At 62.3% G+C, this 12,366-nt stretch carries 8 protein-coding genes and 1 tRNA gene; 8 read left to right on the top strand and 1 reads right to left on the bottom strand.

The genetic code is table 11. The features are described 5' to 3' along the window. Window positions 1-419 precede the first annotated feature (419 nt). A tRNA-Sec gene (locus AXF13_RS09555) sits at window positions 420-513 on the bottom strand. Between the two features lie 264 nt (window positions 514-777). Here AXF13_RS09555 and ftsH point away from each other — a divergent pair. The 8 genes from ftsH to priA all read left to right on the top strand — a co-directional run bounded on the left by ftsH (window position 778) and on the right by priA (window position 12,347). Next, a complete protein-coding gene (gene ftsH / locus AXF13_RS09550) occupies window positions 778-2,847 on the top strand; it encodes an ATP-dependent zinc metalloprotease FtsH (protein WP_062252893.1) in 2,070 nt (689 codons plus the stop codon). Beyond that, window positions 2,825-3,727, top strand: coding sequence for a dihydropteroate synthase (folP, locus tag AXF13_RS09545; protein WP_062252891.1), 903 nt, complete (start codon window positions 2,825-2,827; stop codon window positions 3,725-3,727). The genes ftsH and folP overlap by 23 nt, the downstream gene beginning before the upstream one ends. A 10-nt stretch (window positions 3,728-3,737) precedes the next feature. Further along, on the top strand, window positions 3,738-5,069 hold the full coding sequence (locus tag AXF13_RS09540) for a sensor domain-containing diguanylate cyclase (protein ID WP_062252889.1): 1,332 nt from the start codon (window positions 3,738-3,740) through the stop codon (window positions 5,067-5,069). Between the two features lie 30 nt (window positions 5,070-5,099). Next, window positions 5,100-5,834 carry a diadenylate cyclase CdaA gene (gene cdaA / locus AXF13_RS09535; RefSeq protein ID WP_008685170.1) on the top strand — a complete coding sequence of 245 codons (735 nt, stop codon included), beginning with the start codon at window positions 5,100-5,102 and terminating at the stop codon, window positions 5,832-5,834. Continuing rightward, window positions 5,821-6,762: a CdaR family protein gene (locus AXF13_RS09530; protein WP_008685169.1), complete on the top strand. Its 942-nt coding sequence runs from the start codon at window positions 5,821-5,823 to the stop codon at window positions 6,760-6,762. The genes cdaA and AXF13_RS09530 overlap by 14 nt, the downstream gene beginning before the upstream one ends. Before the next feature lie 71 nt (window positions 6,763-6,833). After that, a complete protein-coding gene (glmM, locus tag AXF13_RS09525; RefSeq protein WP_062252887.1) occupies window positions 6,834-8,186 on the top strand; it encodes a phosphoglucosamine mutase in 1,353 nt (450 codons plus the stop codon). Window positions 8,187-8,831: 645 nt separating this feature from the next. Beyond that, window positions 8,832-9,704, top strand: coding sequence for a UTP--glucose-1-phosphate uridylyltransferase GalU (gene galU, locus AXF13_RS09520; RefSeq protein WP_008685167.1), 873 nt, complete (start codon window positions 8,832-8,834; stop codon window positions 9,702-9,704). Window positions 9,705-9,977: 273 nt separating this feature from the next. After that, complete coding sequence (priA, locus tag AXF13_RS09515; protein ID WP_062252885.1) at window positions 9,978-12,347, top strand: replication restart helicase PriA; 2,370 nt, start codon at window positions 9,978-9,980, stop codon at window positions 12,345-12,347. The last annotated feature ends 19 nt before the right edge of the window (window positions 12,348-12,366 follow it).

The raw sequence follows: 12,366 nt of genomic DNA, 5'->3' as shown, positions 1-12,366 counted from the left end.
TGTCTTTTCAGCCGGGAAAACGTGCGATTCCCGCTGCGCCTCTTCTCCATCGGTCGGAAACGGTTTTTTTTATTTGCGGTGTTCACAAATGGCCGCATGTCCCGCCCGGATATCAGAGCATTTATCGCTTGAAACGCTCCAAAAACAAAAAACACGGACGCATGGTCCGTGTTGTGCATGAATTTTCATAAAGACAAACAACCAGCCTCAGCCCGCCCCGGCGCTCGCCGCGCAAGGCTGTTCGCGCCGTTTTTTTCTTCGGCGTCTCTTGCTGGATACCACAGCGCCTACCGCAAGACAACGGCATCCCCTTGCGGCCGGTCCGCGCGTGGATTCCATAAAAAAACCCGCTGAAGTGAAACCTCAACGGGAAAATGTATCTATCGCGGGGAGCTGAAACCGGCGGGTCGGAGCATATCTGGCGGGGACGCATAGGAGTCGAACCTACCGCAGACCGTAAAGCCTGCCACCGGTTTTGAAGACCGGGCGCCACACCGGTGACGACACGTCCCCCCGCCGTAGGTCTACGGACCATAAGCGAAAAGCGTCCGCTCCGCAAGGGCCGTTGCGGGGAAGGGATGAAAAGCCGTCCGGAACCGGGCCATTGCCAAGCCTACAGGTAATATTATATCCTATAAGATAGGCACTGCCGGAACGGCCCCGGTTTATCTGATTTGACACCGGGCGCATGCAGGTAGTATTTTCCCGCCCCAGGCCGGACATGGAACCGGCTTTGGCCGCGCCGCTCGGCGCGTTGAAATCGTAACGGAGGCAGCGTTGAATCAGTTCAGTCGCAACCTGATGCTGTGGGCGATTATCGTCCTGGCGATGGTCATGCTTTTTAATATGTTCCAGCAACCGCAGGCCGGTCTGCAGCGGGTGCCCTACACGGAGTTCCTCAACAAGGTGGACGACGGGCAGGTACTATCCGTGACCATCCAGGGGCACACGCTCACGGGCAAGACCTCGGACAACAAGAGCATCCAGACCTATGCCCCGCAGGATTCGGGCCTGGTCAACCGGCTTATTGAGAAAAAGGTGGAAATCAAGGCCGAGCCGCCGGAAGAGTCCCCCTGGTATATGACCCTTCTGGTTTCCTGGTTCCCCATGCTGTTGCTCATCGGCGTCTGGATTTTCTTCATGCGCCAGATGCAGAGCGGCGGCGGCAAAGCCATGAGTTTCGGCCGTTCCAAGGCGCGTATGCTCAATCAGGACAGCACGCGCGTTACCTTTGCCGACGTGGCGGGCGTGGATGAGGCCAAGGAGGAACTTTCGGAAGTGGTGGAGTTCCTCTCCAATCCCAAAAAGTTCACCCGCCTGGGCGGGCGCATTCCCAAGGGCGTTCTGCTGGTGGGCCCTCCCGGCACGGGTAAAACCCTGCTGGCGCGCGCCGTGGCCGGTGAGGCCGGGGTGCCGTTCTTTTCCATTTCCGGCTCGGACTTTGTGGAAATGTTCGTGGGCGTGGGCGCTTCGCGCGTGCGCGACCTCTTTGTGCAGGGCAAGAAAAATGCGCCCTGCCTGATTTTTATTGACGAAATCGACGCCGTGGGCCGCCAGCGCGGCGCCGGGCTGGGCGGGGGCCATGACGAGCGCGAGCAGACCCTGAACCAGTTGCTGGTGGAAATGGACGGTTTTGAAAGCAATGAGGGCGTCATCCTCATCGCGGCCACCAACCGTCCGGACGTGCTGGACCCGGCCCTGCTGCGGCCCGGCCGTTTCGACCGCCAGGTGGTGGTGCCCACGCCGGATCTGCGCGGCCGCCGTCGCATTCTTGAAGTGCACACCAAGCGCACGCCCCTGGATTCGGACGTGGACCTGGAAGTGCTGGCGCGCGGCACGCCGGGCTTTTCCGGCGCGGATCTGGAAAACCTGGTCAACGAGGCGGCCCTGCAGGCGGCCAAGCTGAACCAGGACAAGCTGGATATGCGCGATTTTGAATTTGCCAAGGACAAGGTGCTCATGGGCCGTGAGCGGCGCAGCCTGATCCTCTCGGACGAGGAGAAGCGGATCACCGCTTACCATGAAGGCGGCCACGCCCTGGCCGCCCGGTTGCTGCCCGGTTCCGACCCGGTGCACAAGGTCACCATTATCCCGCGCGGCCGCGCTTTGGGCGTGACCATGCAGCTGCCCGAGGAAGACCGCCACGGTTATTCCCGCAGCTATCTGAAAAACAACCTGGTGGTCCTGTTGGGCGGCCGCGTGGCCGAGGAACTGATCTTCGACGACATCACCACCGGCGCGTCCAACGACATTGAGCGCGTCACCCGTATGGCCCGCAAGATGGTCTGCGAGTGGGGCATGAGCGAAGCTGTGGGCACGCTGTCCATCGGCGAGACCGGCGAAGAGGTCTTTATCGGCCGCGAATGGGTGCAGAACAAAAACTTCAGCGAAGACACGGCCCGTCTGGTGGACGCCGAGGTCAAGCGCATCGTGGAAGAAGCCCACAGCCGTTGCCGCAAGCTCCTCCAGGATAATGAAGAAATCCTGCACCGCATTGCGCGCGCCCTGCTGGATCGGGAGACAATCACCGGCGACGAGCTGGATCTTCTGATGGACAACAAGGAACTGCCGCCCCTGGACGTCAACGGCAAGCCTCTGAAAAATTCCCCGCCCGACGCTCCGAAAAGCCGGGACAAGGGTGGCGATTTCGTCCTGGAACCGGATACCGAGGCAACGGAGGCTCCCGGCGACACGGCGGAAGCCGACAAAAAAGCTACGGCCTTGCCGTCGGATGGTCAGACGCGCCCGGAAGAAGACGCATCGACCGCCCAGACTAATCAGCCTGATCAGGCAGGGCAGGCGGGGCAGGAAGGTCCTGCCGACCATGCGGATCGGAACAAGCAGTAATGAGCGGGGCGCGTCCGGCACGGGCGCGCCCTGGCTGCTGAGCGGGGGCAGGGCGCTGACGGCGTCCGCCCCTTTCGGCGTCATGGGCATTGTCAACCTGACGCCGGACTCCTTTTATGACGGCGGCCTGCATGCCGCCCCCCATGCGGGCTTGGCGCACGCCCTGCGTCTGCATGCCCAGGGCGCGGACATTCTGGATCTGGGCGCGGAATCCTCCCGCCCCGGAGCGGCGGAGTTGAGCCCCGCTGAGGAACTGGCCCGCCTTTTGCCCGTGCTGGCCGGTCTGCGGCAACGCGCGCCCGGCGCGGTCGTTTCCGTGGATACCTATCACGCGGCTACCGCTGTTGCGGCTTTGGAGCAGGGGGCCGTGATCATCAACGACATTTCGGCCTGCGCCTTTGATCCGGAGCTGCTGGACGTGCTGGTCCAGTACAAGCCGGGCTATGTGCTGATGCACAGCCGGGGCCGTCCGGAAAATATGCAGCGCGACCCGCGCTATGACGACGTGCGTCGCGACGTGCTGGAATTTTTTGAACGTCAACTGGCCCGCCTGACCGCCGCCGGGCTGCCGGAAAACCGCATCGTGCTGGACCCCGGCATTGGTTTCGGCAAGACGCTGGAACATAATCTGGCCCTGCTGTCCCATCCGGAGGACTGGCTGGTTTTCGGCAGGCCGGTGCTCATGGGCCTGTCCATGAAATCCGTGTTCGGCGGCCTGCTGGGGCTGCCGCCGTCAGCGCGGGGCACGGCCACTCAGACTGCCACGGCCCTGCTCTGGAGCCGGGGCGTGTTCTGGCACCGGGTCCACGATGTGGCCGCCGCCCGCCAAAGCCTGACGGTGGCAGCCGCGTTTTCTCCCGAGAGCTGCCCGATTGAATAAAGGATTCCATGTGTTCAAAAGTAGCGGAATATCCAAACGGGCCGCCGTCACCTTCGTCACCCTGCTGATTCTGTGCGGTCTTGCCGTGTATTTTCTGGTGGAACGGAAATACCAGATTGAATACATCAAGATGGAGAGGGTCATCCTCAATCAGAGCAACAAGCTCACCGCTGTTCTCACAAAACTGTTTTATAAAACCCAGGCGCTTTCCGCTCTGGTGATCCAGCATAACGGCAAGGTGGAAAACTTCGAAAAAGTGGCCTCCACCCTGGTGGACGATCCGGCCATTCTCAATGTGCTGGTGGCGCCGGGCGGCGTGGTGAGCGACGTCTACCCCCGCAAGGGCAATGAAGCCGTGCTGGGCCTGAATTTTTTCGCCAGGGGCGCGGGCAATCAGGAGGCTGTGGAGGCCAGGGACGCGGGGCATCTGATTCTGGGCGGTCCCTTCCCCCTGGTGCAGGGGGGGCAGGCCCTGGTGGGACGCCTGCCTGTGTACATGGATGACGGCAAGGGCGGAAAGTTGTTCTGGGGGCTGGTCTCCGTCACCCTGAAATTCCCGCAGGCCCTGAACGGCGCTGAACTGGACAAACTGGCCGAGCTGGGCCTGGCCTATGAAATCTGGCGGATCAGCCCGGATACCAACAAAAAGCAGATTATCGCGCGTAGCGACTATGCGTACAACAAGGACGCGCCTTATCTGGAAATGCCGCTCGACATTCTCAACGCCCACTGGTTTTTCCGCCTTTCGCCCGTCAAACTCTGGTACCAGTATCCCGAATCCTGGCTGTACATCTCGCTTGGCGTGTTGGTCAGTTTCCTGCTGGCCACGCTTGCCCAGCATAACCATGATTTACGCCGCATCCGTGGGCAACTGGAAAACATGGCCTACCAGGATGCCCTGACCGGCCTGCTCAATCGGCGCGGCCTGTTTGAAAAACTGGCCGAACTTATCAAGGGGAACGGCGGTTTCTGCCTTTATTATCTGGATCTGAACGAATTTAAACTCTTCAATGATACCTACGGGCACAATGTGGGCGACCGCGTCTTGCAGGTTTTTGCGGAAGAGGTCCAGAACCACATGAGTTTCCGGCATATTTTCGCCCGCGTCGGCGGCGACGAATTCATCATCATTGCTCAGGGCTCGGAACGCGAGGAAAAGACCGAAAAATTCCTCGGTGACATCCGCGCGGCCCTGCGAAGCCGGGCTGTTGTGGACGGCGATGACATCCGCATTTCCTTCAGCGTGGGCCAGGCCGTCTATCCCCGCGACGGAAAAGACGTCGATGCGCTGATCGCCCATGCGGACGGGGGCATGTACAAAGAGAAACGCGCCCGGACCTGAACCGGCGCGTTTGCAAAAGGAAGCCATACGGTGTTCGAGCATTTTGTTTTCGACTGGCGCGACCTGCTGGATATTGCTCTGGTCAGCGCGCTGCTTTACCAGGTCATCCAGCTTCTGCGCGGCTCCCGCGCTCTGGCCGTGCTTACCGGCCTGGGCTTGCTGACTCTGCTGTATTTCATGTCCAGGACCATGGGCCTGTATACGCTCACCTGGCTTTTGCAGCACATCTTCAGCTCACTGTTTATCCTCATCGTGGTCATTTTTCAGGCCGACATCCGCCAGGCTCTGGGCGAAATGGGCGCGCACCGGCTGTTCCGTCGGCGCGAGCTCAAGCAGGGCGGCGTGGAGGAAGTGGTCATGGCCTGCGTGGAAATGGCCCGCCTGCGCGTGGGCGCGCTTATCGTCATTGAGCGCAGCATGCGCCTCGGGGACATGATCAAACGCGAAGGCGTACGGGTGGACGCCCAGCTCTCCCGTCAGCTGCTCATGAATATTTTTTATCCCAAAGCGCCGTTGCACGACGGCGCGGTGGTCATCAGCCGCGGACGGATCATGGCGGCGGCCTGCATTCTGCCGCTGGCCGTTGCCAAAGGCCAGAATTTCGGCACCCGCCACCGGGCGGCTCTGGGCATCACCCAGGAAAGCGACGCCGTGGCCGTTGTCGTGTCCGAAGAGCGCGGCGAGATTTCCGTGGCCATGAAAGGGGAGCTGGTGCGCTCCCTGGACGCGACGCGTTTAAGGCAGGTGCTCAATGAAATCCTCTGAGAACAACGGCAGTCTGCGCCGCGCGCCGCATCTGCTTTCGCTGCTGGTGGCCGTGCTGGCCGCCGTGGGCATGTGGTACGTGGTCAGCGTACGCGACCGCCTGGAAGCCCAGGTGGAAGTGAATATCGACTATTACGGCATTCCGCCCAATCTGGTGGTCACTGATGGCCTGATCAGCAAGATCACAGTGCGTCTGCGCGGACCGGAAACCTTGCTGCGTTCCATTCCCCAGCAGCGTCTGACTCAGGCCGTGGACCTTTCGGACATCAAGAAGGGCGTCACTGTGGTGCCCTTGGGCGGCGACAATCTGGGGCCTACCTTCCGGGCTTTTGAGCTGGTGGACATCCAGCCGCCGCGTATCGTCATCAAGGCCGATACACTCATGGAACGCAGCGTGCCGTTGCGCACCATTGTGGATTCACCCCTGCGCGGCGGGGCGCTGACCGTGGAAAACGTCAGCGTGTCGCCGGCCACCGTGGTGTTGCGCGGGCCCGAGGACGTGGTCTCGGATATTTCCAGCGTGCCGCTGACCATTATGCTTGATCCCAAGGCGGCGGGCACCACCGTGCACCAGACAATCACCCTGGACACGCCCAGTCTGGTCACCGCCAATCCGCCTTCGGTGCGCGTGCAGTACACCATCACCAGCGGCCGCACCGTGGTTTCGCGACGCTGCAAGGTTGAGCTGGCCGGGGAAAACCGCCGCCAGTACACGGTGGAACCCGAGGAAGTGACTGTACTGGTGGAGGTGCCCGAGGCCCTGGCCAAGAGCGCCCGCTATCTGGGGCAGCTGGAGGTCAGCGTCACGCCGCCCGCCCTGGAGCCGGAACAGAGCAAAAAGGTCGAGCTGCGCTTCCGCCTGCCCGAGGGCATGACGCTCTTGAATCCGGCCACTGAAGAAGTTACGGTTTCCCGCAAGAAAAAATAGCCTGCGGCTTCGCACGGAACATGTATATGTCGGCAATGCGCCGATGCTCCGGGAGCACAAAAGGAGTTTTCATGGCTGAACGTCTTTTCGGCACGGACGGCTTGCGCGGCACGGTGAACAACGCGCCCATGACCGTGGATGTGGCCCTGCGCCTGGGGCTGGCCGCCGGGGTGCGCTTCCGGCGCGGCCCGCACCAACACAAGGTGGTCATCGGCAAGGACACGCGGCTTTCCGGCTATATGTTCGAATCCGCGCTCACGGCCGGGCTGTGCGCTGCGGGCATGCACGTGATCATGACCGGGCCGCTGCCCACGCCCGCCATCTCCTTTCTGACGCGCAGCATGCGGGCTGATCTGGGCGTGGTGATTTCGGCCTCGCACAATCCTTTTTCCGACAACGGCATCAAGTTTTTCGACGCCGACGGCTATAAGCTGCCGGACCAGACCGAAAACGAAATCGCGGAAATGGTCCTTAATCCGGATATGTCCTGGCCTTATCCGGACCCGCGCCAGGTGGGCCGGGCCACCAAGATCGAGGATGCCGGGGGCCGCTACATCGTCTACACCAAGAGCTGCTTCCCAACCCAGTTGACCCTCTCCGGCCTGCGCATCGTGGTGGATTGCGCCAACGGCGCCAGCTACAAAGTGGCTCCGCTGGCTCTGGAGGAACTGGGGGCCGAGGTCTTCCGCCTGAGTACCGCGCCCGACGGCACGAATATTAATGACCACTGCGGCTCGCTCTACCCCGAAGTGGTGGCGGCCAAGGTACGCGAGGTGCGCGCCGACGTGGGGCTGGCCCTGGACGGCGATGCCGACCGCCTGATCGTGGTGGATGAGCACGGCAACGTCCTGGACGGCGACCAGCTCATGGCCCTCTGCGCCCAGTCCATGATGGCGCGCGGCGAACTGCCGGGCAACATGCTGGTGGCCACGGTCATGAGCAACCTGGCCTTGGAGATCTTCATGCGCGAGCACGGCGGCACGCTGCTGCGCACCAAGGTGGGCGACCGCTACGTGGTGGAGGCCATGCGCCGCGAGGGAGCCATGCTCGGCGGCGAGCAGTCCGGGCATCTGATTTTCCGGGGCTACAGCACCACGGGCGACGGGCTGCTGGCTGCCCTCCAGATCCTGCGGATCATGCGCGAAAAGGAAAAGCCGCTCTCCGAACTGGCGGGCCTGCTCACGCCCTTCCCCCAGAAGCTCGTCAACGTGCGGGTGGAAAAGCGCCTGCCCTTTGAAGAGCGGCCGGCCATCGGCGAAGCCGTGGCCAAGGTGGAAAAGGAACTGGCCGGGCGGGGCCGGGTGCTGCTGCGCTACTCGGGCACCGAGGCCCTCTGCCGGATCATGGTGGAAGGCGAGGATGAGGACAAGGTCAGGGCCTTTGCCGCGGATCTGGCGGATGTGGTTGCCCGTGAACTGCGTTGAGGGGGGACCGCCGACAAGTTTTTGGAGCAGTTCACATTTGAGATGAGTGAATTGCTCTGTAAGGATTTGTCTGCAACTCCTTGCAACGAAATACGAGTGGCCGGTCTTTGCTCGCCGTAAACGAGCATCTCAAGTGTAAATGTTCTAAAAAGCGGTCACGGTCCGGGGCGGCATGGAGCGGCCGTCTTGGGCCGTGACTATTTTTTATCTTCTCACTTACGCCGCAACTCGCCGGAGAGCCCCCGCTTTTTTCGGAATGTTGAGGCGTTTCCTCTGAAATTCCCAGGCTGCAGGCGTCGTTTATTCGGGCAGGAATGTTTTTATTCCGGCCAGTGCAGACGGCCATATCGCGGCCGCAACAGTTCTCGGGCCTTGTCGGGAGACGACATACAGCTTTCAAGAGACGTTCCGCGCCCGCGCGGCCGGGAAAATGCGTTTTTCTCTTGCGCTTGTCGGGCTTTTGGCGGAGTATGAACTTGAGGCATATCCGGCGCGCCGTGGAATAATCGGGATTTTTTATAGCGGAGCGCCGCCCGGCCGGAGTTCAACGTCAGGGGGCCGTCAAGGGGCGTCGGCTTTTGGCCGTGACCCCGCCCACCTGAGGCTCCGACGCTGTTTTGCACTTATACATGAGCGGAGGCGCGCATGAAGGATATTCGCAAGGTGATCATTCCGGTGGCCGGTTGGGGTACGCGTTCCTTGCCCGCGACCAAGAACATTCCCAAGGAAATGCTGCCCATCTACAACAAGCCCGTCATCCAGTATGTGGTGGAAGAGGCTCAGCGCGCGAAAATCCAGGACGTGATCTTTGTGACCAACCGCGACAAGAGCGTCATTGAAGATCACTTCGACTACAACCTTCAGTTGGAGGGGGTGCTCGAACGCGCGGGCAAGCTGGATAAGCTCAGGGAAGTGCGGCAGGTGGCCGAAATGGTCAACATCATGTCCGTGCGCCAGAAAAAGCAGCTCGGCCTTGGGCATGCGGTGCTCTGCGCCCGCGAACTGGTGCGCGACGATCCCTTTGCGATCATGGTGGGCGACGACTTGATGTTCGGCGGCGTGCCGGGCATCGGACAGCTCATTGAAGTTGCCATGGCCGAAAAAATGCCGGTCATCGGCGTCATGGAAGTGCCTTGGGAAAAGGTCAGCCGTTACGGCATTATTGACGGCGAGGAAGTGGCCCCCGGCGTTTTCCGGGTGCGCAACATGGTGGAAAAACCCAAGCGCGAGGCCGCGCCTTCGCGGATGGCGATTGTGGGCCGCTATGTGCTCACGCCGGAGATTTTCGACTATCTGGAAAAGGCGCAGCCGGGCCACGGCGGCGAAATCCAGCTCACCGACGCCCTGCAGGCCATGGCCCAGGATCGCGGCATGATGGCCGTGCGCATGTCGGGCATGCGTTTTGACGCCGGTGACTGGGCCGAATTTCTGACGGCCAATATTTACTTCGCCCTGCAGGACGAGGAACTGCGTTACGAATTGCTGGGATTGCTCAAGAATTTCGTCCAGTTCCAGTAGAAACAGCCCCTGGGGCTTGCCCCCAAAAGCGTTTTTTCTCCCTGGCTGCGCCAGGAGCCCATTGCGGCCCAGGTCTGTACCGGAAACGTACTGTCCTTGGCTTGCAATGGGCTCCTTTCTTGCCGGAGAACAAAAATATTCATGGCTCAGTGCTTCCCAAAATTCATTTTTTGAGAGACAAGCCCTTGGGGTTTGAACGTCTGTTCTTGTTCCGAATCTTCAGAACGCCATATCGGGCGCCATATCGGGAAATGGTGAGGTCACGGTTTTTTCATGTACGCCAGCGTCGCCCTGTTAAGCCCTCCCTATGCCTGCCTGACCTATGCGCTGCCGCCGGAATTCCCGGCGGCATTCTGGCAAACCGGTCTGCGTCTGGCCGTGCCCCTGGGCAGGGGAGAGCAGGGGGCTCTGCGGGCGGCGGTCTTGTTGCGCGTGAGCCCCACAACGGATCTGCCGGAAAATGTGGCTTGCAAGACGGTCTGCTGGCCTCTGGAAAATGAAGCCCTGCTGCCGCCGGACCTGCTGGCTTTGGCGCTGGACCTGGCCCGCCGCCAGGGCGTGGAGCCGGGGCATATCCTGGGCCATGTGCTGCCGCAGGGACTGCGCAGCACGCGCGTCCGCCTGCACCGCCTGGAAGCGGGCCGCGCCTCGGCGCTGAGCCTGCGGCAGATCCGCGAGATTCAGCCGGAAGAACGCCGTGAACTGGCCCAAGCGCTCTGTGTGGGCGCGGCCCGTATGCTGGCTCCCGGCGCGGACGCGGCCAGCGAAGAATTTTGCCTCTTGCGCGCGGACCCGCCCTGGCCGGTGCGCCCCTCGGCGGCGCGGCAGATTGAAGTTCTGGAATATCTGCATGAACACGGGGCCGTGAGCCGCCGCCGTTTGCTGCAAAACCTGGGACAGGCTGTGGCTCCGGCTCTGCAAAGCCTGCTCAAGGCCGGACATCTGGCGCTGACGCGCGAGGACAGTGGGGAAGAAGATGAGCAGGCCCTGCTGCCGCCCCCGCCGACGCCTTTCTGCCTCAATGCGGACCAGGAAGCGGCCCTGGCCGGTCTGCGCGCGGCTCTGGGCGAGGAGGAGCCAGCCTCCCGCCTGCTCTACGGCGTTACGGGCAGCGGCAAGACCGCCGTGTACCTGGAACTGGCAAAAATGTGCCTGGCTCAGGGGAAAAGCCTCTTGCTGCTGGCTCCGGAAGTGGCGCTGGCCCATAAGTTGCGCCGTGACGCGGCCTGTTCCCTGCCGGACGCGCCGCTCTTTTTTTACCACGGTTATCAGTCTCCGGCCCGGCGTGAGGCCACCTTCCGCGCTCTGGCCGCCCGGCGTGAACCCTGTCTGGTGGTGGGCACGCGCTCGGCTCTTTTTCTGCCCGTGCCCCGGCTGGGCTGCGTGGTGCTGGATGAAGAGCACGACGGCTCCTTCAAACAGGATGAAAGCCTTTCCTACCAAGCCAAGGAAGTGGCCTGGTTCCGCATGGCCCAGACGCGCGGTCTGCTGCTGCTGGGCTCGGCCACGCCGGACGTTAAAACCTTTTACGCGGCGGAAAATGGCCATCTGCCCCTCCTGCGTCTGCCGAGCCGGGTGGGCGGCAAGCCTTTGCCGCCGGTGGAACTGATCGATATCAGCACGGTGTCCCCGGTCGTCTCCGCGATGGACGGGGACGGCCTGCTGGCCCCGCAGAGTGAAGCGGCCCTGCGCGAAACCCTGGACAGGGGCGAGCAGGCCGTGGTCCTGCTTAACCGGCGCGGCTACGCGCCTCTGATGTACTGTCTGGACTGCAACAGCACCCTGCGCTGCCCGCAGTGCGAGATCGGGCTCACCTACCATAAGGGGCGGGAAAAGCTGGTTTGCCACTATTGCGGCTATACCCGGCCCTTTCCTTCGCCCTGCCCGCAGTGCAAGGGCATGAACTTTCTGCCCCTGGGCGAGGGCACCGAGCGCCTGGCCGAGCGTCTGAGCGTGCTGGCCGGGCGGCCCGTGCTGCGTCTGGACCGCGACAGCACTCGCCGTCCGGGCCGCATGGAGGAAATCCTGGCCGCCTTTGCCCGGCAGGAAGCGCCCATCCTGGTGGGCACGCAAATGCTCTCCAAAGGTCATCATTTCCCGCAGGTGACCCTGGTCGTGGTGGCCGACGGCGATCTGGGCCTGAATCTGCCCGACTACCGCGCGGCCGAGCGTACCTTTCAGCTCCTGGTCCAGTCCGCGGGCCGGGCCGGGCGGGGCGAAAAGCCGGGCCGGGTGCTGATCCAGACCCGGGACGTCAGCCATTATTGCTGGCAGTACGTGCAAACGGGCGATTATGAGGGCTTTTACGCGGCGGAACTGGCGCGGCGCCGCCTGCGGCGCTATCCGCCCTTTGTGCGCCTGGCTTTGATCCGCATGTCCTTCGGCGTGGAGGAAAAAAACGGGCCCGCGGCCCTGAACGAACTGGCCACCGCCCTGCGCGCTCGGGCGCGTGAACTCGACGTCCAGATGCTGGGCCCCGCGCCCGCTCCCTTGGCCCTGTTGCGGGGGCGGCGGCGTTTTCACTGCCTGCTCAAGGCCGGGGACTGGCAGGCCCTGCGTCGACTCTATTTTTTCGCCAGAAGCCGGAAAGCCTCCGCGCTGTTGCGACTTTTCCTTGACCTTGATCCTGTTAATATGCTGTGATTGCAGACATACTTTTTGA

This window comes from Desulfovibrio fairfieldensis (assembly GCF_001553605.1).
Taxonomy (GTDB): domain Bacteria; phylum Desulfobacterota; class Desulfovibrionia; order Desulfovibrionales; family Desulfovibrionaceae; genus Desulfovibrio; species Desulfovibrio fairfieldensis.
Note: the sequence above shows the minus strand (reverse complement) of the source record. Positions and strands in the feature narration are given on the sequence as shown.